This window comes from Actinokineospora enzanensis DSM 44649 (assembly GCF_000374445.1).
GTDB classification, from domain to species: domain Bacteria; phylum Actinomycetota; class Actinomycetes; order Mycobacteriales; family Pseudonocardiaceae; genus Actinokineospora; species Actinokineospora enzanensis.
Genome location: NZ_KB894404.1, coordinates 209,002 through 235,244, shown reverse-complemented (window position 1 = coordinate 235,244; position 26,243 = coordinate 209,002). Strand labels below are relative to the sequence as shown.

22 protein-coding genes are annotated in these 26,243 nt (G+C 72.8%); 10 read left to right on the top strand and 12 right to left on the bottom strand.

From position 1 onward, the window contains the following. The first annotated feature begins 1 nt into the window (after position 1). The gene (locus tag C503_RS47205; protein ID WP_033400167.1) at positions 2 to 2,431 is read left to right on the top strand and encodes an AAA family ATPase; all 2,430 of its coding nucleotides are present in this window, start codon (positions 2 to 4) and stop codon (positions 2,429 to 2,431) included. On the opposite strand, the gene C503_RS42990 is transcribed toward C503_RS47205, so the two are convergent. Together C503_RS42990 and C503_RS0103790 are read right to left on the bottom strand one after the other, a co-directional pair. Further along, complete coding sequence (locus tag C503_RS42990) at positions 2,428 to 3,648, bottom strand: HEXXH motif domain-containing protein (RefSeq protein WP_018680876.1); 1,221 nt, start codon at positions 3,646 to 3,648, stop codon at positions 2,428 to 2,430. The two genes, C503_RS47205 and C503_RS42990, sit on opposite strands and share 4 nt — an antisense overlap. Further along, positions 3,645 to 4,781, bottom strand: coding sequence for an FxsB family cyclophane-forming radical SAM/SPASM peptide maturase (locus tag C503_RS0103790; protein ID WP_018680875.1), 1,137 nt, complete (start codon positions 4,779 to 4,781; stop codon positions 3,645 to 3,647). Before C503_RS0103790 ends, C503_RS42990 begins: the two co-directional genes overlap by 4 nt. 255 nt (positions 4,782 to 5,036) lie before the next feature. On the opposite strand from C503_RS0103790, the gene C503_RS0103785 reads away from it, so the two are divergent. From C503_RS0103785 to C503_RS0103760, 6 genes are all read left to right on the top strand, one after another. Further along, positions 5,037 to 5,231 carry a hypothetical protein gene (locus tag C503_RS0103785; protein WP_018680874.1) on the top strand — a complete coding sequence of 65 codons (195 nt, stop codon included), beginning with the start codon at positions 5,037 to 5,039 and terminating at the stop codon, positions 5,229 to 5,231. A gap of 62 nt (positions 5,232 to 5,293) precedes the next feature. Then, entirely contained in the window at positions 5,294 to 9,238 is a 3,945-nt protein-coding gene (gene fxsT / locus C503_RS0103780) for an FxSxx-COOH system tetratricopeptide repeat protein (RefSeq protein WP_026315955.1), read from the top strand. 10 nt (positions 9,239 to 9,248) lie between these two features. Then, a complete protein-coding gene (locus C503_RS0103775) occupies positions 9,249 to 10,187 on the top strand; it encodes a hypothetical protein (protein WP_018680872.1) in 939 nt (312 codons plus the stop codon). 106 nt (positions 10,188 to 10,293) lie between these two features. Next, positions 10,294 to 11,502, top strand: coding sequence for a cation:proton antiporter domain-containing protein (locus tag C503_RS37745; protein ID WP_018680871.1), 1,209 nt, complete (start codon positions 10,294 to 10,296; stop codon positions 11,500 to 11,502). An 87-nt stretch (positions 11,503 to 11,589) separates the two neighbouring features. Beyond that, positions 11,590 to 12,456: an SDR family oxidoreductase gene (locus C503_RS0103765; protein ID WP_018680870.1), complete on the top strand. Its 867-nt coding sequence runs from the start codon at positions 11,590 to 11,592 to the stop codon at positions 12,454 to 12,456. A 3-nt stretch (positions 12,457 to 12,459) separates the two neighbouring features. Further along, positions 12,460 to 12,954 carry a cupin domain-containing protein gene (locus C503_RS0103760; RefSeq protein WP_018680869.1) on the top strand — a complete coding sequence of 165 codons (495 nt, stop codon included), beginning with the start codon at positions 12,460 to 12,462 and terminating at the stop codon, positions 12,952 to 12,954. A gap of 320 nt (positions 12,955 to 13,274) precedes the next feature. On the opposite strand, the gene C503_RS0103750 is transcribed toward C503_RS0103760, so the two are convergent. From C503_RS0103750 to C503_RS0103715, 8 genes are all read right to left on the bottom strand, one after another. Continuing rightward, the gene (locus C503_RS0103750) at positions 13,275 to 14,501 is read right to left on the bottom strand and encodes an RNA polymerase sigma factor (RefSeq protein WP_018680867.1); all 1,227 of its coding nucleotides are present in this window, start codon (positions 14,499 to 14,501) and stop codon (positions 13,275 to 13,277) included. Continuing rightward, positions 14,502 to 14,870 carry a YciI family protein gene (locus C503_RS0103745; RefSeq protein WP_018680866.1) on the bottom strand — a complete coding sequence of 123 codons (369 nt, stop codon included), beginning with the start codon at positions 14,868 to 14,870 and terminating at the stop codon, positions 14,502 to 14,504. A 115-nt stretch (positions 14,871 to 14,985) separates the two neighbouring features. Further along, entirely contained in the window at positions 14,986 to 15,597 is a 612-nt protein-coding gene (locus tag C503_RS0103740; RefSeq protein WP_018680865.1) for a TMEM175 family protein, read from the bottom strand. A gap of 81 nt (positions 15,598 to 15,678) precedes the next feature. After that, positions 15,679 to 16,023, bottom strand: a complete 345-nt coding sequence (locus tag C503_RS0103735; RefSeq protein ID WP_018680864.1) for an RNA polymerase-binding protein RbpA — start codon at positions 16,021 to 16,023, stop codon at positions 15,679 to 15,681. A 239-nt stretch (positions 16,024 to 16,262) separates the two neighbouring features. Next, entirely contained in the window at positions 16,263 to 17,024 is a 762-nt protein-coding gene (locus C503_RS0103730) for a thymidine kinase (protein WP_018680863.1), read from the bottom strand. Between the two features lie 20 nt (positions 17,025 to 17,044). Further along, on the bottom strand, positions 17,045 to 18,469 hold the full coding sequence (locus C503_RS0103725) for an MFS transporter (protein ID WP_018680862.1): 1,425 nt from the start codon (positions 18,467 to 18,469) through the stop codon (positions 17,045 to 17,047). A 140-nt stretch (positions 18,470 to 18,609) separates the two neighbouring features. Continuing rightward, entirely contained in the window at positions 18,610 to 19,437 is an 828-nt protein-coding gene (locus C503_RS47200; RefSeq protein WP_018680861.1) for a class I SAM-dependent methyltransferase, read from the bottom strand. A 71-nt stretch (positions 19,438 to 19,508) separates the two neighbouring features. Beyond that, a complete protein-coding gene (locus C503_RS0103715) occupies positions 19,509 to 20,300 on the bottom strand; it encodes a glycerophosphodiester phosphodiesterase family protein (protein WP_018680860.1) in 792 nt (263 codons plus the stop codon). A 67-nt stretch (positions 20,301 to 20,367) separates the two neighbouring features. Here C503_RS0103715 and C503_RS0103710 point away from each other — a divergent pair, with 67 nt between their 5' ends. Then, positions 20,368 to 20,754 carry a hypothetical protein gene (locus tag C503_RS0103710; protein WP_051114736.1) on the top strand — a complete coding sequence of 129 codons (387 nt, stop codon included), beginning with the start codon at positions 20,368 to 20,370 and terminating at the stop codon, positions 20,752 to 20,754. 129 nt (positions 20,755 to 20,883) lie between these two features. Beyond that, complete coding sequence (locus C503_RS0103705; protein WP_018680858.1) at positions 20,884 to 22,629, top strand: putative bifunctional diguanylate cyclase/phosphodiesterase; 1,746 nt, start codon at positions 20,884 to 20,886, stop codon at positions 22,627 to 22,629. 79 nt (positions 22,630 to 22,708) lie between these two features. Here the strand turns inward: C503_RS0103705 and C503_RS0103700 are convergent, their stop codons facing one another. Together C503_RS0103700 and lnt are read right to left on the bottom strand one after the other, a co-directional pair. After that, positions 22,709 to 23,458, bottom strand: a complete 750-nt coding sequence (locus C503_RS0103700; protein ID WP_018680857.1) for a polyprenol monophosphomannose synthase — start codon at positions 23,456 to 23,458, stop codon at positions 22,709 to 22,711. Positions 23,459 to 23,524: 66 nt separating this feature from the next. Beyond that, positions 23,525 to 25,147, bottom strand: coding sequence for an apolipoprotein N-acyltransferase (lnt, locus tag C503_RS0103695; RefSeq protein WP_018680856.1), 1,623 nt, complete (start codon positions 25,145 to 25,147; stop codon positions 23,525 to 23,527). Between the two features lie 185 nt (positions 25,148 to 25,332). Here lnt and C503_RS0103690 point away from each other — a divergent pair, with 185 nt between their 5' ends. Further along, the gene (locus tag C503_RS0103690; protein WP_018680855.1) at positions 25,333 to 26,232 is read left to right on the top strand and encodes a cyclase family protein; all 900 of its coding nucleotides are present in this window, start codon (positions 25,333 to 25,335) and stop codon (positions 26,230 to 26,232) included. Positions 26,233 to 26,243: the final 11 nt, after the last annotated feature.

The following is a 26,243-nucleotide window of genomic DNA, read 5'->3' as shown; positions in this document are numbered from 1 at the left end:
GATGGTCGCCGGAGCGCAGCCGCCGCCCAACCCGTTCTCGCCCACCGCGATCGCCACCGTGGTGGAGGGCGCCGACCTGGTCACGGTCGAGACCGCCGCGACCGAGACGATCAAGGCCCTGCTGTCCGGTTACCTGGAGTCGGTGCGCGGGCGGTCGTCCGAGTCCGTCGCCCCTGGCCGGGCCCCCGGCCGGGTGGTCGCGGTCGTCGGGGACTACGGCGCGGGAAAGACGCACCTGCTCGCCTACCTGGCGAACCTGGCCTGGGCGCGGCGGGACGCCGACCCGGACAGCGTCACCTGCGTGGAGGTGGACGCGGGCACCACGATCCGCGACCTCTACTCGCGGCTGGTCCAGGCCCTGGGCGCGGACGAGCTGCTGCGCCGCGTCCGCTCGGTGCTGACCGCCCTGGTGGTGGGTCAGCTGGACGGCGCGGGCAAGCTCGGCGAGGACGTGCGCGTGCTGCTGGACAACCCCGACCTCGACCCGCTCGCGGTCGCGGGCGGGCTCGGGTTCGCCGAGGTCGGGCTGCTGGCCGAGATGCAGGACCGGCTGTTCCAGGCGACCAGGCACGCCGAGGTCGCGCACGTGCTGACCCTGCTGCTGCGCCCGGCCTTCCACGACCGGGCCTGGAACTGGCTGCTCGGCGGAGCCCCCGACCCGGCACTGCGCGAGCGCGGCATCACCGGCGAGATCGACGACGAGGACGCGGCCACCCGCGCGTTCGGCACGCTCACCGCCCTCTACGGCCACGCCGGGCAACCGCTGGTGATCGCCGTGGACGAGGCCGACCGCCTGTTCGCCCGGCTCCACCGCGACATCAAGCCCGACCACATCGAACCCGCCGACACCACCCGACCCGACCCGACCGACCCGACCGATCCGCCCCCCGTACCCGCCGCCCGGACTCCCCGGCGGTCGGCGGGCCGCGCGTCCGCAGGCCGCCTGCAGTCGCTGTTGGAGACCGCGGCCAGGTCCGGCGCGCTGCTGGTGCTGGCGGGCGTGGACGAGGCGTTCGACCAGCTCGGCCCGATCCGGCCGCGGATAGCCGAGACCGTGCGGGTGCCGCTGTTCGGGCTGGCCGAGACGGTGCGGTTCGCGCTGCGCTGCCACGAGCGGGTCGGCCGCGCCGGGCTGGCACCGTTCACCGAGGAAGCCCTGGACACCGTGGTGGGCGTGACCGACGGCAACCCGCGCCGGGTCGGCCTGTACTGCAGGCGGCTGTTCGCGCGGGCCACCCAGGACGGCGTCGAGCACGAGATCACCCCCGCCGAGGTGCGCGCGACCGCGCACGAGGTGTTCGGCGTGGACAAGCGCGGCCAGGTCGCGCGGGCGATCCGGCGGGTGCTCAACGACCAGGACTGGCACCACAGCGCCGACTACCACCTCAGCGCCACCCGGGAGACCAGGGTCGACTTCTGGCTGGACGCGGCCCCCGAGGCGGGCTGCGGGCTGGTGCTCACCGAGGCCGTCACCGACAACGACGACGTCGAGCGGCTGGTCGCGCGCGCCGAGGCGATCCGCGCGGCGGCCGCGCGCGAGCGGGTCGAGGTGGAGCTGCTGCTGGTGGTCGGCGAGGCCATCGCGCGCAGCGCCCCGGCGGCCCTGCTCAGCCAGGCGTTCGGCCGCGAACCGCTGACCTACCACCCGTACACCTTCGACGAGGACCTGTTCGGCGTGGTCAAGGCCATGCGGCTGCGGCTGGAACGGCGCCAGGGCGGCGACGTGCTGGCCGAGCTGCGCGAGCAGGTCCGCGCCCTGGGCAGCCTGCCGGAGGCGGTGCGCGACGCCCAGCAGGGCGCGATCTCGTGGATGCAGGACCAGCAGTCACGGATCGAGAACGTGCTGCACCGCCTGCAGACCGGCTTGGACGAGGTCCGCCGGGCGTCGATCCGCGCGGGCCACACCGCCCCCGCGGGCACGGCGCTGCCCGGCGCGGTGCAGCGGCTGTTCGAGGACACGCTGGGCGCGCTGGCCACGTTCGGCGGGGCGCCGCAGGTGGTGGAGCGGGTGTTCGACGACCCGCACACGGTGTCCGAGCCGGAGCGGTTCGGCCCGCTGTGGGCGCTGACCGGCCGGGGCGCGGCCGCGTTGTCCGGTCTGGGCGTGGCGGGGGTGCTGGACAACCTGGTCCGGCAGTTCCGCCAGGCCGTGGACGACTGGTTCCGCCGCCGCTCCCGGGAGCCCGGCAAGCGGCTGCCCGCCGCGGACCGGCACGACCTGGAAGCCCTGTGCGTGCAATACGACCAGGCCTTCGACCGCATCCCGGCGAACGCCCTGGACAGCGTGGTCGACGTCGCGGTGGCCCTGCCGCATGACGAGACCACGCCCGCGGACCGGGACACCTGGGCGGACCGCATGCTCGACCTGCGTCAGAAAGCCGAGTCCCTGGGCGAGAACGTCCGTTATGAGGTACTACGCGCATTCCGCTAGCGCGGGGCCGGACCATGTGCGTGTTCCCATCTGGCCAGATGGGCGTGGTTGCGCGTGTCGGCCTCGGCGCGTGCTGTCGCGGAGACAGGAATATCGGCCAACTCGGCGGCCTCGTCCGCCATGCCGGTCAGCAGTAGTGAACCCGCCTCGGTCGGTTCTGCCGCGCTGGTCAACGCGTCGAGGGCCAGGCTCGCCGCGGAGCGCCAGCGGGCCAGTTCGATCTCGGCGATCGCCGGATCGGCGCCGACGGCCAGCCGGCGGGCCCAGAACCGGGCGACGCCCAGATGCGCGTGGATGCCGTGCAGGACACCGAAAGCCGGACGTGGATCACTCCGCCATGGCGCGTAGAACACGGCCTCTCCCCCGTCCTTGAACAGCGGGAACAGGTCGGCCACGGCCGTGATCGCCACATGCCGCGACTCGTGCGCGAGCGTCAGCGCGAACGCGACACCGCTCGTGGGCCGCACCAGGGCGATCGCGCCGAACGCGGTGGTCAGCGCCGCGCTGACCGGGCCGGATGTGCTGTGCGGCAACGGAACCAGCGTGCGCACCAACGCGGCCACCGTGTCCGCCACCCCCGGGTGATCGTCGAGCACCCACCAACCCGCCCGCAGCACCGACTCCCAGGACTCCGCGGGCAGCACCCCGCCGAGACCATGATCCGGTCCGGACACATCCGACATATCGTCCAACGCCACGGACCACACCGGATCATCCAGCCCGATCCTGGTCACCGGCCGCCAATCGGCACCCGCGACACCGGCCACACCCGCCCTGACCACGATCGTCGTCTGCCCGGGGGACGGCAGCACGAACCGGCCGAGTCCGGGCAACCGCACCTCCGGATCCGCCCGCACCGACACCTCGACGTCCGTCCCGCCCGACACCGCGGCCACAGCGGGCAACACGGCCAGCCGATCCACCCGCGCGGTCACCCAGTCGGGTCCCATCAGCCGACGCACAGTGGCCGACGCCCACGACGACACCTCCGGATACCGCAACACCTCCGTCGCCGACAGCCCCCGCAAGGCCGCCAAGGCATCGGCGGCGGCAGCAGCCCCCGGGTGTGAACGTTCCTCGGCGAGTACCACGATCGCCTTGAGCAGCAACCATGTCCGGCTCACCCGACCGCGCGCGGCGGCCAGCAGGGTCGGCACGTCGGCGGCGCCGCGCCCGATGGCGAGCAGCGCCGACGCGGGCAACCGGTGCGGGCTCACCCGGCAGGCGGCGCGGTGAGCGCGGCGTGCAGCGTCCGTCCACAGTGGTCGATCAGCTGCCGCAGGTCCGGGCAGTACACCGACGGGTTGACGAACCCGTGGCCCGCGCGGTAACGGTGCGGCAGGAAACCTCCGCCGCACTGGCGCAGCACCCCGCACGACAGGCACGTCTCGGCAAGCTCCCGCCCGTAGGCGAACTCCGGCAGCGTCAACACCTCGGTGAAGCTGTGCCGGGACACCGACAGCCCCGTCCGTGCCGCGCCCTGGTAGGTGACGCTGAGCATGTCGGAGCGCTCGATCGCGCCGTCGGTCTGGATCACCACCACGCCGCTGGGCGCCATCCCCAGGCCCTCGATCCGCGACTCGCCGCCCAGCAGCACCCGCAGGACCTGCTCGAACACCCGCACCCGGGTCTCCGGCACCGGCGCAGCGCGCCACCGTTCGTATACCGCGATCAGCCAGTCCGCGTACGGGGTCTCCGCCGCGCCCGGCGCGCGGCCGGGCGGCGGTGCGCTCCAGGTGCCGTGCGGCAGCAGGAAATCCACCGCGGGCGGGCGGTGGGACAGCAGCGCCTCGTAGGTCTCGACCGGGTCGTTGGCCAGGTCGATCGTGCACAGCAGACCGCCGAACAGGTGCCGGTACTCGTCGGCGAGCAGCCCGAGCGCGCGGGCGGTGGCGGCGTGGCTGCCCGTGCCGTCGGCGTGCCTGCGGTGCCGGTCGTGCGCGGCGGCCGTGCCGTCGAGGCTCACGCCGACCCGCACGCCGTGCCTGTCGAACACCTCCAGCATCGAACGGTCGAGCAACGTCCCGTTGGTCTGCACGCGTAACCGCAGCCGGGCGACCGGTTCCACCCGCGCGCGCAGCAGCCGGGCGCAGCGGCCGATCCGCTCGGCGCCGACCAGCAGCGGCTCGCCGCCGTGCAGCACGACCTCGACCTCCGGCAGCCGGTGCTGCCGGGCGTGCTCGGCGATCCGCCCGGCCGCCTGCTCGAACGTCTCGCGGGTCATCACCCGCGGCCGGTCGCGCCAACTCTGGTCGTTCTTGGTGTAGACGTAGCAATAGCGGCAGGCCAGATCGCATCGGCTGTGCAGCTTGAGCACGAATTGCGTGAACGCGACCGTGCGTCCGGCCATTGGCCGACACCGCCTCCCGTTGGACGAACACCGTTTCGCCGGTTCTCGAAGTCCGCCCCAGAAGTCCGAGCCACCGCGCAGCACAACTCTCGCGAGTCCGCGGGCGTTTGTCGAGGACACGTCCCCCGCACGGATTATGTGTTGGGCCAACAGGGTGAGCGTCGCGCGGTCGTCGGTCGCCGCGCGGATACCGCGTCCCCGCCCTGCCCGGGGCCGCTACGATGGCGATCACCGACAGAAGGGTGAGCAGTGTCGATGACCGGACACCCGGGGACCCCGGATCCGTCGCGACCGGAGATCGCCGTGCTGTGCTCGGATCTGCCGGAGATCGCCGCGCTGGCGGATCTGGACCGGCTGCCGAACTCGGCGTTGCTGGACACGGTCAGACAGATCCTTGACGAAGAGGACAGAAAGCCGACACCGAACCAAGAGTACCAATCCGTTATCTAGAATCGAGTGGCCGACGGTCCCGGTACCGCATTTCCGACCGCCTGCCGGATAGGGCGACAAACGTGGCTGCAGGATTCGGTCCGCCCGGGGCGGACGGCGGCGCGGTGCTGGTGGCCTTCCTGGCCCCGACCCGGGGCACCGGCCGCACCCGCCTGGTCGCCAACACGGCCTGCCTGCTCGCCGCCGCGGGTCGCGCGCCGCTGGTGGTCGACCTCGGTTCGGAACCCCCGCCCGCGCACCACTACCTCCGGCGTTTCCGCACCGCGGCCGCGGTGCCGGTGCCCGAGGCCGTCGAGGACGCGCTCCAGGGCGCGGCGAGCCGCCCGACCGCCCGCGACGCCCGCCCGTGGACCGCGCGGATGTCCCGCTACCGGGTACCGTCCGCGGCCGGGGTGGTGGACGTCGTCGGCGACGAGGACTTCGGTCCCGCGGACACCGCGGTCGACCTCGAACACCTCGCCGCGCTCGGGCAGGCGGCCGCCGCCGCGGGCTACGACCACGTGCTGCTCGACCTCCCGCTCGCGGCCGGGCTCGACCTCGCGGCCGTGGCCGACCTGTGCGACGTGGCCGTGCTCAGCTTCCTCACCGACGGCATCGGCCCGGCCGACGAGATCGCCCGCGCGCTCACCGCCGCCCCCGCGCCACCCGCCCTGGTGCTGGTGCCCGCCGGACTGGGCGGTCCGGCGGGCACGGGCGCCGAACCGCTGGTGCGCCGCGCGTTCAGCGACCTGTTCGACGGCGCCGCCCCGGTACAGATCGTCGAGACCCCGTACCGGCCGGAGCAGGGCCGCTTCGGCGCGCTGGCGCTGTTGCTGGACGACTCCGGCCACGACAACGACCTCGTCCGCGCCTACGAGCAGATCTGCACCGCGATGACCGGCGGCGCGATCACCGAGTTCCCGCCGCTGCCGCGGATCGTGCGCGAGCGCTACCTGGTGGCGCTGAAGCTGGCCGAGCCGACCGACACGATCTGGCTCGCCTACGCCCCCGCCGACCGCCTGCGCGCGGACTGGATCGCCGAACAGCTCCGCACCGCCGGGTGCGTGGCGCGCCGGTTGACCGACGTGGGCGTGGATCCCGGCGACCGCACGGTGATCGCCGTGCTCACCCCGGCGCTGGCGGGATCCCCGGCCGACGCGGCGCTGCGTGCGCTGCCCACACACGTGCGGATCGTCGGCGTGCGGTCCGGCGAGGAGCACACGCACCCGGCCGTCACCACCGCGGTCACCCTGCCGATCCAGCCGCCCGGCGCGGGCACCGACGCCCGCCGCGCGCTGTTCGAGGCCGCCTGGGTCTTCGACGGCGACCCGGCCCAGGACACCACCGGGCTGGGCGCGGCTGCCGCGTTCGACAGCGAGCCGCGCGCGGTGGACGCCGGCGACCGACCGCGGCCGAGCAGCCGCTTCGTCGGCCGCGACGACCTGCTGGAACGCGTCCGCGACCTGCTCAGCCCGCTGACCGCCGCGCCGGACCCGGCGGGCCGCACGGTGGTCCTGGTCGGCGCGCCCGGGGTCGGCAAGAGCGAGGCGGTCCGCGCCTACTGCGAACGCTTCGAGTCCGCCTACGACCTGATCTGGTGGATCCCGGCGGGCGACCGGCCTGCGGTGCGCGCCCGGCTGGCCGCGCTGGCCGCGACCCTGCACCTGACCAGCGCCGAGCCCGCCGAGGCGGTGCTCACCCACCTGGCCAGGCGGTCCGCGGGCGCGCCGGACCGCTGGCTGCTGATCTACGACGACGCCACCGAGGAGTCGGTGCGCGACCTGCTGCCCGCGCGCGGCGCGGGCGACGTGATCATCACCGCGGGCGCCTGGCCGGGCCCCGGCGGACCCACCACACCGGACACACCCCCCGGCGACCGGCCAACGACCGAGCGCACAGTGGGAGATCGGGCCACAGGAGACCGGGCAACGGGAAACCGGACACCGGGCGACCGGGCCGCGGTGCGCACCGTGCTGTCGATGGGCCCACTGGCCGAGGACGACGCGGCCGACCTGCTCGGCCACCCGGTCGCGGGCGTGCGCGACCTGGGCGCCGAGGAGGCCCGCGACATCGCCGCCGAGCTGGGCCACCTGCCGGTCGCGCTGACCCTGGCCGCGGCCTGGCTGCGCGCCGCCTGGCGGGGCAACCAGCGCAGCCTGGCACCCGCCGAGTCGGTGCAGCGCGCCGCGAAGGACCTGCGCGCCGGGCTGGCCGCGCCGGAGCTGCGCGGCCGCGACCCGCTGGAGCGGATGGTCCGGCTGACGATCACCACGCTGAGCGGCAGGCACTGGCTGCCCGGCGCGCACGGCGAGTTCGGCGCGCACGTCGGGCGGCTGACCGTGGCGCTCGCCCGGATGTGCGTGTTCCTGGCGCCGGACGGGATCAGCCTGCGGCTGGTGCGCAGCCAGGGTTTCCTGGACGAGCTGGCCGCGTTCGCGGGCCCGGCGGGCGGACCGCTGGCGGCCGACGAGGCCGAGATCGAGCGCGTGCTGTGGGCGGGCGTGCGGTTCGGGCTGTTCGAGATCGACCGGGACGGCGCTGCGGTGCTGCGCGTGCACCGGGTCACCCAACGGGCGCTGCGCGCGGCCACCGAGCCGGAGGAGTTGGCCCGCGCGCGGGCGCACGTGCTGTACGCGCTGGCCCGCTTCGCCGTCACCCGGGTGAGCGACCTGGACGTGCTCACCCCGGAGTCCACCGAGCTGGCGAGGCACCTGGTGCCGTGCGAGGTGGCGGCGGTCGACCTCGGCCACGACGTCGGCCTTGGCGACCCGACCGCACCGAGCTCCCGCGCGTGGGCGGTGCGCCGGTGGCTGGTCGACCAGGTCACGCACCTGTACCTGACGCACAGCCTGGAGATCGCCGCCGAGGCGCTGGCGTTCGCCGACCCGGTGGCCGCCGCGTGGACCCGCGCGTTCGGCGCGCACGACCCGTTGCTGTGCAGGCTCAACGGCGTGCGCGCCGACCTGTGCCGGGAGCTGTCGCGCCGGTTCGAGGCGCTGGAGATCGACCAGGTGCTGCTCGCGCACCACCGGCGCGCGCTGGGCAACACCCACCCGCGCACGCTGAGCACGGCCCGCCGCTTCGGCGGCGACCTGCGCTCGGTCGGCCGCTACGACGAGGCGCTGGCCGAGGACGAGGCCACCTGGCGCGGCTACCGCACCACCTTCGGCCACGACCACCCGGAGACGCTGAAGGTCGCGTTCAACCTGGGCATGTCCCGCTGGCTGGTGGGCCGCACCCAGGAGGCGCTCGACCTGGAGCTGGCGAGCTACCCACGCCGGGTCCGGGTGCTGGGCGAGGCACACAACTTCACCCTGCAGTCCCGCCGGGTGCTCGCGGGCAGGCTCAGCGAGCTGGGCAGGCACCGGGAGGCGCTACGGCACCTCGACGGCGTGCTGCGCACCCTCAGCGAGCACCCGGACGCCCAGGAGGCGCTGCTGGCGCGCCGGTTCAAGCTGTCGGTGGAGCGCCGGATGGGCGCCCGCCGCCCGGAGGCGATCGTGGCCGCGGGCGCGGACCTGCTGCGCCGGGTGCACCGGCACTTCGTCGCCGACAGCGGCCCGGTGTTCGTCGGCCGGATCGCGCACTCGGTCGACCTGTTCGCCGCCGACCTGGCCCCGGAGGCGGTGACGCTGGGCGAGGTCGCCCTGCGCGCGCACACCGAGCTGCCGCAGTTCGGCGACACGCACCCGTTCACCGCGATCACCCGGGTGAACCTGGCGGTGTTCCAGCACGCGGTCGGGCTGCGCGACGAGGCCGTCCACATCGGACAGCTCGGCCACCGGCAGCTGTGCGACGGCCTGGACGAGCTGCACCCGTGGGCGCTGGCCGCGGCGGTGAACCTGGCCGCGCTGCGCACCGGCACCACCGCCGAGGACGGCGCCGCCGCGCGCGCCGCCCGAGACCTCGCGCTGGAGTTCCTCGGCGCGAGCCACCCGACCGCCGCGGCGGCCGAGCACAACGTCCGGCAGTTCGACCGGCCCGTCGGGGAGCGGTGCTGGTCCTGGGTCTGCGTCGAGCTGGGATAAGGAGTCTGCGGTGAGCACTGGAGCGACCTGGACCGGGGATGAGCCGCGGCAGGCCCCGGACCCGGCTGCGGAGGCGGAACCGCCGGAGTGGGAGCTGTGCGGCGAGCTGGTGGCCGCGCGCCTGGTCCAGGTGATCACGCTGATCAGCGGCGGCGTGGCGGACTACCACGCGGACGACTTCGACACCGCGCTGCCGGACGTCCCGGCCGCCGCCGAGGGCCTGGACCGGCTGCGCGCCAACTGCGCGAGCGCCGCCCGGCTGGTGTCGATCTTCGCCGACACCCAGGAGGCCCGGCTGGCCGAGATGGGCACCGGCAGGCTCATCCGGGTGGTGCTGCACGCCGAGCACGGCGCGATCTTCTGCTACCAGATCGTGCCCGGCCAGTACGTGGTCGCCTTCGCCTTCCTCGACGACGCCGCCGCGCACACCGACCCGCTCACCGAGCACGCGGCGGTGAACCGGGTCGACCGCGAGATCACCACCCTGGTGCGCGGTCTGCGCGACCGGCTCGGGCTGCCGGACCAGAATCCGGGCGGCTGGGCCGCGCCGCCCAGCCTGCCGCCCCAGTCCGGCCTGGCCGAGTCGGTCCGGCACGGCGACCTGCACCTGGTCGCCAGGGTCCGGCAGGGCCGGGACACCGAGGGCCACGACTGCTTCGACCTGCCGACCATGCGGCAGTACCTGAAGGTCATCGACGCGGGCAGGCGCCGGGCCTTCTACGCCGAGTTCGCCGAGGCCATGTTCGCCACCGTGGGCCAGGTCGGCCGCCTGGTCCGGGCCACCGTCGCGGGCCACCTGCGCCGCGTCGTGCTCGACGTCGAACAGGGCGCGGTCTACTACTACCGGCTCGGCGTCGGCGACTACCTGACCGGCGTCACGCTCAACCAGAGCGAGGTGTCGGCGGCCGACGCACGACTCGCCCGGCTCGCCGACGAACTACCTTCATGAGTGCTGTCTTCCCGGCCCGACCGGGAATACCCCGTGTCCCGGAGGCAACAGTCGTGAAACCCCCGGCGATATCCTGTACGGAACCGCACCGACTCGGGGAGCCACGGTGGGCACGAGCCGACTACCGCTGATCGCGCTCGCGGTCACCCTGGTGGCCTGGGCGGTCGCGGCGCTGGCGGGCTGGCAGGCACACACCGCGCCCGCCTACCACCTGGCGATCACCGCCCTGCTGGCCGTCGGCCTCTACGGCAGCACGCGCGGCATCGAGCTGTCCGAGCTGCGGGAGAACCTGCGGACGGTGGTGCTGGCCATCACCGTCGGCGTGCTCGCCAAGACGGCGCTGATCTCGGCGGTCATGTACCTGATCCACCCGCGGCCGATCAGCCTGGTGCTGGGCGTCGCGGTCGCCCAGATCGACCCGCTGTCCGTCGGAGCGACGCTGAGCAGGCGGATGTCGGACTCGGCGCGGGCCATCCTGTCCGCCTGGGCCGCCTTCGACGACCCGGTCACGGTGCTGCTGACCGTGTATCTCTCGGCGTTCGCGTTGGGCGGCGAGGCCTCCGACGGCATCGCCGACTTCTGGCAGGGCCTGGCCTTCAACGGCGCGTTCGTCCTGGTTGCAGCCGGGCTGTGGTGGCTCGCCCGCCTCCTGTCGAAGCACATCACCGGCGTGGTCCGGGTGGTGGGCGCGGTGGTGGCGGTGCTGCTGGTGGCCGGGTTCGCGGTCGTGTCGGTGCGATACGGCCTGATGCTGGGCGTGGCGGCGTGCGGCCTGTTCTTCCGTCCATTCCGCACACTGGACTGGGTGGTGGACCGGACCCTGGCCGCCGCCCTGCTCTTGGCGGGCGCGGCGCTGGGTGTGGTCCTGGGTGGCACGGTCACCACCCATTCGTGGCCCGATCTGCTGCGGGGCCTCGCGCTGGGCGGGGCCGCGTTCGCCGCCCAGATGGTCATGGGGGTGGCGCTGTCGCGTCATCTCCCCCGCTACGACCGCTGGTGCCTGGCCCTGGGACAGCAGAACGGCCTGACCGCGATCGTGCTGGCACTGCTGCTGGAACCGGACTTCCCCGGCGCGGTGGCGGTGATCGCGCCCGCGGTCCTGGTGACGAACCTGCTGTTCGCGCTGGGCCGCCGAGTCCTGGACCGCGTTCCCGGCGGCAGCTCGGGCGAGGTGGCCGCAGTGGCCGCGCACATGACGGCCACGATCGCGGTCCCGATCCCCGAGCCCACCGCCGACCCGACCGCCGAACCCGAGCCGCCGCGGCAGACCGGTGCCGTCCACAAACCCTGGTCGGCCGCGCCCGGCTCCGGCTGACCCGTCCGAACGGGACGCCCCACCCCGGCGCGCCGCGTGCCCATCGGGAATGCTGAACCCGTTCGTCTACGACGGGAGGCACACACCGTGGGCTCACTCATCACGATCACCGGCGCGTCCGGGACCATCGGCAGCCGGGTCGCCCGCCTGCTCTCGGCGCAGGGCGTGGCCCAACGCCTCCTCTCGCGCGATCCCTCGACCCTGCCCGACCTGCCCAACGCCAACACCGCGCACGGCGCCGAGTACTCCGACGCGGACGGCATGCGGGCCGCGCTCGCGGGCACCGACACACTCCTCCTGATCTCCGCGCGCGAGTCCGCCGACCGCGTCAACGAACACACCACGGCCATCGACGCCGCCGTCGCGGTCGGCGTGCGCCGGATCGTGTACCTGTCGTTCCTGGGCGCGTCCCCCGACTGCACTTTCACCTTCGGCCGCGACCACTGGCACACCGAGCAGCACCTCAAGCACAGCGACGTCCCGTTCGTGGCCCTGCGCGACAGCATGTACCAGTCGGGCCTGCCCTCCATGGCGGGCACCGAGGGCGTGCTGCGCGGCCCGGCGGGCGACGGCAAGGTCAGCGCCGTGTCGGTGGACGACGTCGCCGCCGTCGCGGCCGCGGTGCTCCGGGACGAGGCGCACGACGGTCAGGTGCTGGACGTGACCGGCCCGGCGGCGATCAGCTTCGCCGAGGCGGCCGAGGAGCTGGCCAGGGTCAGCGGCCGCCCGATCAGCTACCAGGCGGAGACCGAGGCCGAGGCGTACGCGTCCCGCGCGCACTACGGCGCCCCGGAGTTCGAGGTGGCGGGCTGGGTCACCTCGTACCTGGCCATCGCCACCGGCGAGCTGTCGACGGTGTCCGACACCGTGCCCCGGCTGACCGGCCGCCCCGCGCAGAGCTTCGCCGAGTTCCTGGCGGCGAACCCGGACAGCTACGCGGGCCTGCGGGCCTGAGCGATGTCGCTGTTCATCCCGCGCTTCGACAAGTCGGTGGTGGTCCGCGCCGCGGACCTGGAGGAGATCGACAACGGCTCGATCACCATGCGGCTGCTGACCGACAGCAACGCCACCGGCGGCGCCCTGTCCACCCTGCGCGTCACCCTGGACGAGGGCGCCGACGGCGCTAAACCGCACCACCACGCCAACTCGGCGGAGATGTTCTACGTCCTCGACGGCGCCGCCCAACTGCTCTCCGGCGAGGACGTCCTCACCGCCGAACGCGGCGACCTCGTGGTGGTCCCGCCGGGCGCGACGCACGCGTTCGCAGCCGTGCCTGGCTCGACCGCCGACCTCCTGGTGGTGATCACGCCCGGGGTGGAGCGGTTCGAGTACTTCCGCCACCTGCACCGGATCGTGCAGGGCGAGGTACCGCCGGAAAGCCTGCTGGAAGTGCAGGAACGCTACGACACCTACTTCCACCCCAGCCCGTCATGGGAGGCCGCCCGCGCCTGAACCGCGTTTCGATCTCCGCCGGAACGGGCACCTATCCGAACAGGAATGGCCCCGGACCCCGTCGGGAGAAACCATGGCATGGGTACGACGACATCACCGCAGAGCACCGGGCAGCTGGTTCCGAACGACGACCGTGCGCAGCCACTACCGCACCCCGGTCGGCCGCGTTCCGTTGGTGGCCATCGTCATCGGCGTGCTCCTGCTCCTGGTGATCATCGCCTCGCTCTGAGCGGACAGGTTCGTGGCCCGGCGGAATCCCGCCGGGCCACGACCTTTTCCAGGCCACACGCATCGACCTCGCCCGGATCCGTTGCCACGAATCAGGAAGCCGCCTCGCGAGCGAGCCGATCCGCGCGGGACTCCAGGTAACGACGTTCGGTCAGGCTGAGCGTCAACCGGGCCGCCCGCCGGTATTCCGCCACCGCCGCCTCGGAATCCTCCGCCAGCTCCAGGAAATGCGCGCGGACCGCGGCCAGCCGGTGGTGGTCGCGCAGCCGCCTGTCCTCGGCCAAAGTGGACAGTTCAGCCAGCCCGGCACGCGGCCCGGCGACCTTGGCCACGGCGACCGCCCGGTTCAACGAGACCATCGGGTTCGGGGCGATACGAGCAAGAATGTCATAGAACACCAGGATCTGGGCCCAGTCGGTGTCCACGTCGGTCAGCGCCTCCGCGTGGATGGCAGCGATCGCGGACTGCACCTGGTACGGCCCCAGCGACGCGGTCGTCAACGTCTCGGTCACCAACGCGACCCCCTCGGCGATGGCGGCACGGTCCCAGCGAGCGCGATCCTGCTCGGCCAACGGCACCAGCTCACCCTCGGCCGTCACCCGGGTCTCCCGGCGTGCATCGGTCAGCAACATCAGCGCGAGCAGCCCGGTGATCTCCCCATCGGACGGCCGAAGCCGATGCACCGCCCGAGTCAACCGAATGGCCTCCGCGGTGAGATCGGCCCGACGCAGATCGGCGCCCGCGGTGGCGGTGTGCCCCTCGGTGAAGATCAGATACAGCACATGCAACACCGCAGCCAACCGATCCGGCCCCGCGTCCCGGGGAAACGCTGCCCCCCGCAACCGCAACTTCGCCCGACTGATCCGCTGCGCCATCGTCGCCTCGGGCACCAGAAACGCGGCCGCGATCTCGGCCGTCGTCAACCCACCCACCGCACGCAGGGTCAGGGCGATCCGGGAGGCCGCCGTCAGGTCGGGATGGCAGCACAGGAAGAGCAACTCCAGCGTGTCATCACTATCCCCCGGCCGCTGCACATCCGGCGCGGGCGCCAACAACTCCGCCTGCGCGGCGACCACATCCTCCCGCCGCCGCCGCGCGTTCTCCGACCGCCAGTGATCGGTGAGCCGCCGCCCGGCCGCCGTGACCAACCACCCGGTCGGATTGTCCGGCACCCCATCCCGCGGCCAATGCGTGGCAGCGGCGAGCAACGCCTCCTGCACGGCGTCCTCACAGACATCGAAATGCCCATGATGCCGCACAAGCACGCCGAGAACCCGCGGCCCCAACGAACGCAACAGGTCCTCGACGCGCTCGCGCACTCAGATCTCCGAACCGGCGGAGAACATCACCGGCCGCACCTCCACAGCCAGCCCGTCGATGCGGGTGTCCGGAATCAACCTGGCCAGCTCGACAGCGCGTTCCTTGGTCTCGACGTCCACCAGGTAGTAGCCGCCCAGGTACTCCTTGGCCTCCACGAACGGCCCGTCGGTCACCACGGTCTCACCACCGCGCGCCGCCACCGTCACACTCTGCGACACATCCCCCAGCGCCTGGGTGCCGATCATCTCCCCGGACTCCTGGATGGTCCGGATGAACTCCTGGTGCCCGTTCATCACGACCTCCCGCTCCGCCTCGGTCAGCGCGTCGAGCACGGCGTTGTTGATCTGCATCATGAGGACGAACTTCATCCGACTGCTCCACTCACTCCGGTGCACCCCGACGGGATGCTCTCACAGCCATGACGGAGCGATCGAAGGCTCCTCTACACCGGCACCGAAACATTCTGACGCGCCTAGTGGTGCACTAGTCCTCTGTGGTGTTCCGGTACCGGATTCGGCCGTACAGGGAATGGGCCATCGGCGCCAGTGCCCACAGCGCGTAAGCCCAATGCGTCACGAACGCGACCGGTATCGACAGCAGGAACCCCGCCGTCTGCACCGCCGACCCGGCAGTGGTCCGCCGCAACGCCACCAGGTCCGCGTCATCGTCCTCGACCCGGACGGCCTCCCGCGCGATCAGCAGGAACATCCCGCCCGCCAGCACCTGCACGCACGCGTAGAGCGTGAACCTGGCCTCGAACGCCCCGTCCCCCGAGATGATCTCGGTGGCGAACGGCATCACGATCTGGGCGAACAGCCAGGCCGTGTTGCACGCGATCAATCTCGGGGTGACCACGTCGACGCGCAGGAACAGGCGGTGGTGGGCGCGCCAGTAGGCGGCGATGACCAGGAAGCTGATGCCGAAGGCGATGTAGTGGTCGCGGTGCTCGGCCAGCGAGTGCAGGAGCTCGGCGTTGGTCTCCCCGGTGGGGATCGGCAGCTCAAGGGCGAGCAGGGTGATCGCGATGGCCAGGACGGCGTCGGTGAACAGCACCACGCGCTCGGCGGGCAGCTTGGTGCGGGGATCGAGGCGCATGGGCGGCATCATGCCCTGGGTGGGCATGCGGACGGCCGCCCGGCTGGGGGTTCCCGGGCGGCCGTCCTGTCCGTGGCGGTGTTACGCCGTGCGGCTGCGCCGCCCGCGCAGCTCGGTCAGGCGTTCGGTGAGCAGGTCCTCCAGCTCGGAGATCGTCCGCCGCTCCAGGAGCATGTCCCAGTGCGTGCGCGGCGGCTTGATCTTCTTGGGCTCGGGGTCGGAGCCGTCGATCATCTTGGACTCGGTGCCGTGCAGGCGGCACTCCCAGATGCTGGGGATCTCGGCGTCGTCGCTGAACGGCACCTCGAAGTCGTGGCCTTTCGGGCACGCGTAGGAGACCGTACGGCGGGGGGCGAGGTCGTGGTTGCGGTCAGTCTCGTAGCTGACCGCACCTAGCCTGCTACCACGGAGAACACGGTCGGCCATAGCGGTGTCCTTTCACTGGGCCCGCCGGGACGGGCCAGGGTGTCGCTTACCCAGAGCAACGAGTGGATCAAGAACAGGATTCCCGTTCCACCCGTCGCGATCGCTCAGGGTGACATGCTTCACCCGTCAACAACGGCATCCTCCTTAGTGATGCCACGTCATCGGGATTGTGACGCGTCATCGCGGGAACGACGTCGACATCTCACCCACTCGGGGGATGCTATCCGCAGAACGGCCGATCAGGCGAACGCCAGTTGGCCGGGTGCCGCGGCGGTCGCGCCGAGCTCGCCGAGGCGGAAGTGTCGCCTGCAGAGCACCTGATAACGGACCGTAGCCGGTACGGTTGACGGGCCGGCAAGGGAATTGTCACCGTCTGTGGCGACATGGGACTGTTCCGTATCGGCGACCAGCACGGTATCCCCGGCGCGGGTGACCCGGCCGTCCTGCACCCTGGCGTTGAACCGGGCGGGCGCCCCGCACCAGCACAGCACGTCCACCTGCACCGGGAGCAGCTCGTCGGCCAGCTCGACCAGCCGCTGTGATCCTGGGAACAGGGTGCTGCGGAAGTCCGTGGCGATGCCGAAGCAGTAGACGTCCACCTGCGAGTCGTCCACCAACACGGCCAGCTGGTCCACCTGGGCCGGGCTCAGGAACTGGGCCTCGTCGACGATCAGGTAGTCCACGCGGTGCCCGCTGGCCCAGTGCGCGCGCACCAGCTCCCGCGGGTCGGTGTCCGCGTCCAGCTCGATCGCGGCCCGGGTGATGCCGATCCGGCTGGTGATCCGCGGCAGCCCGGAGCGGTCCAGGCGCACCAGCAGCAGCCCCTTGCGGCCCTGCCGGGCGTGGTTGTGGTCGACCTGCAGGGCCAGCGTGGACTTCCCGCAGTCCATCGGCCCGTAGTAGAAGCGCAGCTGCCCGGTCGCGGGCACCGCGCGGCGCTGTCCGGCCGCGGGCACGGCGGCCAGCGCGTCGGTGGGGTCGGTCGACTCGGCGGGGTTCACGGGCCGAAACCCTAGAGCACTCAGAGGATCTTCGGCTCCGGGTTGCCGGCGGCCGCGATCGCGCGGCGGACCGGCACGAAGTACATCAGCGTGAGGCCGACCGCGAAGAAGATCACCAGCGAGATGATCGCGTACCGGTAGGAGCCGGTGGCCCCGGCCATGAACGCGAACAGCGCCGGGCCCATCCACGAGGTGGCGCGCTCGCCCATCTCGTAGACGGAGAAGTACTGGGCCTCCTTGCCCACCGGCACCATGTGGCTGAACAGCGACCGGGACAGCGCGTTCGTGCCGCCGAGCACCAGGCCGATCCCGCCTGCCAGCGCGTAGAACTGGAGCTGCTGACCGGCCTGCACGAAGTACGCCGAGCCGATCACCACCACCCACACCGCCAGGCTGATCATGATCGTCTTCTTGGCGCCGATCCGGCGCGCCACCAGCCCGTGCAGCACGCCGCCGAGGAAGGCGACGAACTGCACGATCAGGATCGTGGTGATCAGCACGTCGGCCTCGAACTTGAGCTCCTCGCGGCCGTACTGGGCGGACACGTTGGCCACCGTGGAGATGCCGTCGGTGTAGATCAGGTAGGTGCCCAGGAACGCCAGCGTCAGCGGGAACGCCCTGGCCTCGCGCAGCGTGGCGCCCAGCTCGCGGAACCCCGCGGAGAGCACCGAGCCGGTGACCGGCTCGGCGTCGGCCCGGCGCGCGGTGACGCTGGGCAGCCTGCGCAGCGGGATCAGGGTGAACCCGGCCCACCACAGCCCGGACAGCAGGTAGGCGATCTGCGCGGCGTTGCCCGCGGTGATGCCGAAGCTGTCCCGGAACAGGTAGACGACCAGCTGGATGGCCAGCGCCAGCCCGGACCCCAGGTAGCCGAACGCCCAGCCGCGCGCGGACAGCCCGTCCCGTTCGTCGGCCGTGGCGATCTCGGTGAGGAAGGCGTAGTAGACCACCACCGACGTGCCGTAGCCGATGTTGCCGAGGATGAACAGCACCACCCCCAGGCCCCAGTTCGAGCCGCTGACCAGCGACATCGCCACGGTCGCCACCGAGCCGCCGAACGCGAAGAAGGCCAGCATCGGCTTCTTGCGGCCGGTGCGGTCCACGATCGCGCCCAGCAGCGGCACGATCAGCACCTGGACCACGGTGGCCACCGACAGCAGGTAGCCCCACAGCGAGCCCGCCGGGAAGTGCAGGCCGAACACGCTGATGTCGCAGTTCGTCAGCTTGTCGGTGTTGCCTGCCGCGTCGGCCGGGCACGGGTTGGGCCCGTTGGTCGCCTTGTCGGCCATCGCGGCGTTGGCGGCCACCTCGGTGAGGTAGAGCGAGCCGAACACGGTGGTGACCGACGTGGGGAACACCGAGTTCGCCCAGTCGTACCAGCACCAGCCTCGCTGTACCCGCTTGCGGGCGGCCGCGTCCGCGGTTCCGGTGCCCTCGTCCACCATGCTCAACTCTGCCTCGCTCAACTCCGCCTGGGCGCGGGCCGGGGGATGTTCCGTGCCGGGTGTGTCGCCGGTCTCGCGCGGACATTACTGGGCCGGACCACCCGACCGGGGGACTCCGGGCCGTAGTCGAGTCCAAACGTTCACTTGGCGGTCGGCGGACCGGGGTCCGGACCGGTGCCGCGGATCCCCACGGCCAGGCCGGTCAGCGTGGACAGGGTGAACCCGCCCTCGGCCGCGGCCACGTCCCGCACCCGGCTCTCCACCACCGACGCGAGCAGGTCCCAGGTCACCCCGGCCGCGGCGGGCCGTTGCGCGCGCAGCAGCGCGGCCACCGCGTCGGCGTCCAGCGCGACCGTGCCGCGCAGCGGGACCACCCGCACATCGGTGAAGTGCCGGGACAGCCAGGCCTGCGCGTGGTCGAGCGGGAACCGGGAGTCGGCCTCCAGCAGCGGCGGCGGGTCGAGCACCCCGCAGTCGCGCGCGGCCGTCGCCCACAGGCCGCGCAGCTCGCGGCGGTCGCCAAGGGCGTTGGCGGCGACCACGACCTTGCCGCCGGGCGCCAGCACGCGGGCGAACTCGGCCAGCGCGGCGTCCACGTCGTCGGCCTCGTGCAGCCGGTGCGCGGCCACCACGGCCGCGGCGCCGCCGGTCCGGATCGGCAGCGCGCGCGGCAGGCCGCGCACCACGATCCGGAACGCCGACAGCGCGCTCACCGCCGTCGAGCCCCCGCCGCCCGCTCTGTTCGCGGCGGCCGCGTTGCCCGGTGTCGTGGTGTTCGGTGGTGCGGCCGAGTCGTCCACGGCCACTATCTCGACGCCTTCGGCGCGCAAGCCCCGGGCGGCCGCGGCGTCGCCGCCCACGACCACCACCCGCCCCGCGGTGCCCGCCAGCTCGCGGGTGATCGCGCCCACCAGGTCGACCGGCTCGCGGAGCGCCTGGCCCGTCGGGTCCTCCCGTGTCTCGGTCACCGGCCAAGGATGCCCCGTGCGGGTGGTCCGGGGGAGTCTCGATCACGTCACGTCCGGGTCGCGGCCCGGGGTCAGGCGGGCTGCCAGAGTCCGCGCTCGGTCAGCACGTCCTTGAGCACCTGGGCGCGGTCGGTCATCAGCCCGTCCACGCCCAGGTCGAGCAGGTCCCGCATGGCCTGCGGCTCGTCGATGGTCCACACGTGCACCTCCGCGCCGCGCCTGCGGGCCGCGGCGACCAGGGCGGCGTCGACCACCCGCAGCGGGCCCTGCCGCACCGGCACCTGCGCCACCAGCGGCCTGCCCGAGGCCGGGGCGAGCAGCGCGGGCAACCGGCGCGCCGCCCAGAAGCCGATCATGGCGCGGGTGCCCATGGAGGTCAGCACGCCCGGCCCGGCCAGCGCGCGGATCCGGGCCAGCCGCGCCTCGGAGAACGAGGCCAGGCACACCCGGTCCCTGGCGCCGGTGCGGCGCAGCACGTCCAGCACCGGCTCGACCGCGTCGGCGGCCTTCACGTCGATGTTGATCCGGGCCTCGGGCAGCTCCTCCAGCAGGTCCTCCAGCCTGCACACCGGCTCCCGGCCAGCGACCCTGGCCCGGCCGACCCGCGACCACGGCTGCGCGGCGATCGCGCCTGCGGCGTCGGTGGTGCGGTCCAGCACGGCGTCGTGGTGCACGACGACCACGCCGTCGGCGGTGGCGTGCACGTCGGTCTCCAGGTAGCGGTAGCCCTCCTCGGCCGCGCGCCGGAACGCCGAGAGCGAGTTCTCCATCCCCGCCAGGTCGCCGTAGTGCCACCCGCGGTGCACGAACGCGCGCGGGTGGGGCCCGTCGAAGAACCCGTGGTGGGTGGGGGTGAGCGGCACTCCTTGAGTGTGCCTCAGCGGCGTGGCGTGGCGGTGCACCCGAGGTGTCCGGATAGCGTCCACGACCATGTCTTCCGGCACTGTCCCTTTGCCTGACACGCCTTCGTTCGACCCGCTGCCCGAGGCCGCCGCCCGCCGACCGCGCCCCTGCGGCTGGTGTGGCACGCAGCTGCCCGCGGAGGACCGCACGGGCAGGCGTCGCCGCTACTGCGCACAGGCGTGCCGACAACGCGCCTACGAGCGCCGGTCGGCCGTGCAGCGCGGGGGCCTGCCCGAGGACGCGGTCGTGCTGTCCACCGCGGAGCTGGCCGACCTGCAGGACCGGCTGTTCCAACTGCGCTGCGCCGCCGAGGACGTGGCCACCGCGCTCGACGACGGGGCCACCCCCGCCGAGCTGGGCATTCTCGCCAGACGGGTGAGCGTCGGCGCGAAAGACCTTGAGCGCCTGCGCTGACCATCACCGGTCCACTACGCTACGTGCACATGTCCCCACGACAACGGGTGATGGGACAGTGGCAGACGGGTGGGCCTCGGCACCGGCGGTGGCCGGTCGCGGGCGTGACCGCGCGGTGGAGGGCGTCAGGTGACACACGGCGAGAGCACGGCCAGCGAGCACACGGGTGACGCGGACGTCCGGGCGGACGGCCCCGGCGACGTCCTCGCCGCGACCGACACCGCGTTCGCGCTGACCGACCACCGCGGCCACATCCGCTGGGTCAACCCGGCGATGGCCGCGCTGCTCGGCCTGACCGTCGAACAGACCACGGACCGCTCGCTGCCCGCCCTGCTGGCCGGTGCCCCGGACGGCCCGCGCGGCACCGACGTGGTGGTGTCCATCCCGCTGCCCGACGGCGCAGGCTACCGGTGGCTGGAGATCCGCTGCACCCATGGCCCGCGCAGGCAGCTGCTCTACCGGGTGATCGACGTCTCCCGCTGGCGCGCCCGCGAGCTGGACTCGGCGGGCCTGGCCGCCCACCAGGACGAGCTCCTGCGCATGGTCGACGAGGACCCGCTCACCGGCCTGCCCAACCGCCGCGCGCTGACCCGCGAGCTGGAACGCCAGCTGGCCAGGGGCGCGCGCGGCGCGTTCCTGCTGCTGGACCTGGACCACTTCAAGGACATCAACGACCTGCACGGCCACCCCACCGGCGACCGCGTCATGTGCACCCTGGCCTCCCTGCTGCGCGACCGCCTGGGCGGCGGCGAGGGCAGGGTCCTGGGCAGACTCTCCGGCGACGAGTTCGCCGCCGTCCTGGCCGACACGGACGAACGCGAGGCGGTGGCGGCGGCCGACCGCCTGCGCAACGCCATCGCGGCCATCCCGATGTCCGGCGTCGCGGGCGCCAGCCGCATCACCATCAGCGTCGGCATCGCGACGTTCGACTCGGGGGCGGGGTGGCAGGAGGTCCTGGCCAACGCCGACATGGCGCTGTACGCGTCGAAGGCGGCCGGTCGTAACCGGGTCACCGTGTACGAGCAGGGCCACTACCAGGACACGGCTTTACGCGTGACCGTGATCGAGCGTGTTCGTGCGGCGTTGAAGCACGGTGGGTTCGTGCTCAACGCGATGCCGATGGTCAAGCTCGGGAGTGGCCGGGTGATCGGCCACGAGCTGCTGCTGCGGCTGGAGGATGGTCGCGAGCCGCACCTGGGGCCGGGAGAGTTCCTGCTGGCCGCCGAGCGCAGCGACCTGGTTTTCGAGATCGACCGGTGGGTGGCGGACAAGGCGATCGAGGCGTTGGTGGCGCACCCTTATCCGGGACTGCGGTTCAACGTCAACGTGTCCGGGCGGACGCTGGAGGACGAGGACTTCGGCGGGTTCGTGCTGGACCGGCTCACCGCCGCAGGCGTCGCGCCAGGGCGGCTGGGTTTCGAGATCACGGAGACGGCGGCGGTGACCAACCTGGACGCCGCGCGGAGTCTTGCCCAGCAGCTCCGGGCCAGTGGCTGCCGGATCACGTTGGACGACTTCGGGTCCGGGTTCGGGTCGTTCGTCCATTTGAAGCAGCTGCCGATCACCGGGTTGAAGATCGACGGCGAGTTCGTGCACGGGATCGACTACGGCAGCCGGGACACCGTGCTGGTCCAGGGCATAGTGGACATCGCCCGCGGGTTGGGGCTGTCGGTGGTGGCCGAGTGGGTTGAGCGGGCTACCCAGGTGGAGGCGTTGTCGCGGTTGGGGGTGCGGGTGGCGCAGGGGTTCCATCTCGGCAAGCCCGAGCCGTTGGCTGACCTACTGGCTCGACCGCATGGGGTGTGGATGCGGCGGCCCACGGTGATGCCGGAACAGGCGGATCCGGCTCCGGCTGCGGTCGCCCGGGACCACTAGACCACGCTTCCGGCACCACCAACAACAGAACACCCCGATCGGCCCGCTGATGACTCAGCGGGCCCGTCGAAGATCCCGATCAGCGCTTGAAAAGCTTCACCAGCTGGGTACCCCGCCGCCGCAGGCCCCACTTCGTCACCCGAAGATAAGCCTCACGCACGATCGACCCGCTCATCTTCGACTCGCCGCGTTCCCGTTCCGTGAACGTGATCGGCACCTCGACGACGGTGAACCCGGCCTCGATCGTCCGCCAGGCCAGGTCGATCTGGAAGCAGTAGCCCTGCGAGGCCACCGTGTGCAGCTTCAGCTTCTCCAGCACCGCCCGCCGGAACGCCCGGAAGCCGCCGGTGATGTCGCGGGGCTTGGCGCCGAGGGCGAGGCGGGCGTACACGTTGCCGCCCCGGGAGATGAACTGCCGGTGCCACGGCCAGTTGACGACCTTGCCGCCGGGCACGTACCGCGAGCCCAGCACCAGGTCGGCGTCGCCCAGGGCGTCCAGCATGCGGGGCAGGTCCTCGGGGGCGTGCGAGCCGTCCGCGTCCATCTCGACCACGACCGCGTAGTCGCGTTCCAGGGCCCAGCCGAAGCCCGCGATGTAGGCGGCGCCCAGGCCTGCCTTCTCGGTGCGGTGCAGCACGTTGACCCGGTCGTCCGAGGCGGCGAGCTTGTCCGCGAGGTCACCGGTGCCGTCGGGGCTGCCGTCGTCGACGACCAGCACGTGTGCCGTCGGGAGCGCGGCGTGCAGCCGCGTCACGATCGGCTCCAGGTTCTCCCGCTCGTTGTAGGTCGGGATCACCACCAGTACCGGTTCGAGCCGCCCCTGGTCCATCCGAATGTTTCCTCTCCCCGTGCTTCGGCGCAGGCATGATCAAGTGTTCAAGCCTGTCACACCTGGTCAGTTCGTGGGTTCCCCCGCACCGGACGGCGCCTCGTCCGCGGCGGTCGGTCGTCTGCCGCGGCGGGCCGTGACCAGTCCGACGACCAGTGCGGCGAGCGCGGCGGCGACCATGACCCACTCGGGCCAGGCACCCAATCGGTCCGCCATGGTAGTCGCCGTGCGCAGCGGCACGCGTTCGACCAGCGCCGCGGGGGTGAACAGGTCGGTGCGCTGGGACACGGTCCCGTCCGGGTGGACGATCGCGGACACCCCGCTGGTGGCCGCGACGACCACGGCGCGGCCGTGTTCGACGGCGCGCACGCGGTCCATCGCCAGCTGCTGGTAGGTCATCTCGCTGCGGCCGAAGGTGGCGTTGTTGGTGGGGATCGCGAGCAGGCTTGCGCCGTTGCGCACCGAGTCGCGCACGACCCCGTCGAAGGCGACCTCGTAGCAGGTGGCCAGCGCGACCCGGGCCTGGCCCATGGCGAACACGGTGGGTTCGGTGCCGGGCACGAACCGGCCCGCGCGGTCCACGGCCGAGCTGAAGATCCGGAAGAAGCCGCGCCACGGCATGGTCTCGCCGAACGGCTGCAGCTGCCGCTTCGTGTACTGGTCGATGGGCCCCTGCACCGGGTCCCAGAGGATCACCGTGTTGCGCGGGTTGTCGTCCTTGTCGATCAGCACCGCGCCCACCGCGATCGGCGCCCCGACGTCCTTGGCGGCCTTGTCGATCAGCTCGTAGGCGTCGCGGTTGCGCAGCGGGTCGATGTCGGAGGCGTTCTCCGGCCAGATCACCAGGTCGGGCTTGGCCACCCGGCCCGCGCGCACGTCCGCGGCCAGCTGTTCGGTGCGCTTGACGTGGTTGTCGAGCACGGCGCGCCGCTGGGCGTTGAAGTCCAGGCCCGCGCGCGGCACGTTGCCCTGCACGGCGGCCACGGTGACCTCGCCCGCCTGCGCGTCGGTGCCGACCAGCGGGTGCGTGGCGAGCCCGGCGGCCAGTGGCAGCACCGCGGCCAGCACGGGGGCGACCAGCAGCCGGGGCGCGCGCTCCCGGGCGGTCAGCCGACGGACCAGCTCGCCGAGGCCGAAGCCGCTGAGGGTGACCGCGAAGGCGACCAGCGGGGTGCCGCCCAGGGCGGCGAGGAACAGGTACGGGCCCTCGGGCTGGCTGAACGCGATCTTGCCCCAGGGGAAGCCGCCGAACGGGAACAGCGCGCGCAGGGTCTCCCCCGCCACCCACAGCAGCGCCGCCCACAGCACCCCGCCGCGCAGCCGGGTGACGATGCCGATGGCCGCGCACGGCACCGCCACCAGCAGCGCCTCCAGCGCGCTGAGCGGCAGCCAGGCGACGGCGCCGACGAAGATGCCGGTCCAGGACAGCAGCGGCGTCATGAACCCGAGTCCGAACAGGAACCCGTAGCCGAGCGCGCCGCGAAACCGGCGGCGGTGCAGCAGCAGGCCGAGCACAGCGAACGCCAGCGGCGCCAGCCACCAGGTGGGGCGCGGCGGCACGCTGAGGAACAGCAGGCCGCCCGCGGCCGCGGCGGCGAGCGACCGCAGCGTCACCGGGAGCCACCGGGCGCGGGCCGGGGCGGGCGAACTGCTCAGTCCCGGCTCCGGGGACACGGCGGGGGCGACCACGCGGTCAGCGTACGGGCAGCGGTCTGAGACCTCTGTGTGGGGAATGTGATCATCCTGTGTGGGTCGTCCGCCCAGGTCAGAGGCAACACTCAAGCTCGACTTGAGCGTGAGGGTGTGCGGTGTCTCAGTCTGAAGTGGAGAGTCAGCGGTGAATCGATCAGGACGGCGCTGCTAGCGTCCGCGAGGTGACCGGACAGCAGTGGCGCGTCGAGTTCGACGCCGAGATCTCCTTCCGCAACGGCGGCTCGCTGAGCGTGCGCGGGTTCCGCCTGGACTCCCCCACGTCCACCCTGGACGAGGCGGCGGTCGGCGAGACGCTGGTGCGCCACCTCGGCCTGCTGATGGTCGGCACGGTCGAGGTGGCCAACGCCCGGATGATCGCCGAGGCGCACAAGGGCTCCCGCGGCGTCGAGACCGCCGAGCGCCCGACCAGGCGGCTGGTGGACCTGAGCCACCCGATTCGCGAAGGCATGATCACCTACCCCGGGGTGCCCGGCCCGGAGCTGTCCGACCACCTGTCCCGCGAGGCCTCCCGGGCGCACTACGGCCCCGGCACCGAGTTCCACATCGGCCGGATCACCATGGTCGCCAACACCGGCACCTACCTGGACAGCCCGTTCCACCGCTACGCCGACGGCACCGACCTGGCGGGCCTGCCCCTGGACCGCCTCGCCGACCTGGACGCCCTCGTCGTCCGCGTGGCGGGCGACGGCCTGCGCGCGATCGACAAGGCGGCCCTGCTGCCCTTCGACGTGACCGGCCGCGCCGTGCTCGTCCACACCGGCTGGGACGCCAACTGGGGCACCGATGCCTACTTCACCGACCACCCCCACCTGACCGCCGACGCCGCCCACTGGCTGGTCGAGAACGGCGCGGCCCTGGTCGGCATCGACAGCCTCAACATCGACTCCACCGACGCCCCCGACCGCCCGGTCCACACCGCCCTGCTCGCCGCGGGCATCCCCGTCGTCGAACACCTGCGCGGCCTGGACCAACTCCCCACCTCCGGCTTCCGCTTCCACGCCGCACCCCCGGCCGTGGTCGACTTCGGCACCTTCCCGGTCCGCGCCTACGCCGTCCTCTGACCCCGGACGCT

Excerpts from the sequence above, each read along its gene's own strand:
- C503_RS0103790 (WP_018680875.1), bottom strand. The coding sequence starts at position 4,781 with ATGGCCGGACGCACGGTCGCGTTCACGCAATTCGTGCTCAAGCTGCAC.
- C503_RS47205 (WP_033400167.1), top strand. The coding sequence starts at position 2 with ATGGTCGCCGGAGCGCAGCCGCCGCCCAACCCGTTCTCGCCCACCGCG.
- C503_RS0103745 (WP_018680866.1), bottom strand. The coding sequence starts at position 14,870 with ATGAAGTTCGTCCTCATGATGCAGATCAACAACGCCGTGCTCGACGCG.
- C503_RS0103735 (WP_018680864.1), bottom strand. The coding sequence starts at position 16,023 with ATGGCCGACCGTGTTCTCCGTGGTAGCAGGCTAGGTGCGGTCAGCTAC.
- C503_RS0103760 (WP_018680869.1), top strand. The coding sequence starts at position 12,460 with ATGTCGCTGTTCATCCCGCGCTTCGACAAGTCGGTGGTGGTCCGCGCC.
- C503_RS0103740 (WP_018680865.1), bottom strand. The coding sequence starts at position 15,597 with ATGCGCCTCGATCCCCGCACCAAGCTGCCCGCCGAGCGCGTGGTGCTG.
- C503_RS0103725 (WP_018680862.1), bottom strand. The coding sequence starts at position 18,469 with ATGGTGGACGAGGGCACCGGAACCGCGGACGCGGCCGCCCGCAAGCGG.
- C503_RS0103785 (WP_018680874.1), top strand. The coding sequence starts at position 5,037 with ATGACCGGACACCCGGGGACCCCGGATCCGTCGCGACCGGAGATCGCC.
- C503_RS0103710 (WP_051114736.1), top strand. The coding sequence starts at position 20,368 with ATGTCTTCCGGCACTGTCCCTTTGCCTGACACGCCTTCGTTCGACCCG.
- C503_RS0103700 (WP_018680857.1), bottom strand. The coding sequence starts at position 23,458 with ATGGACCAGGGGCGGCTCGAACCGGTACTGGTGGTGATCCCGACCTAC.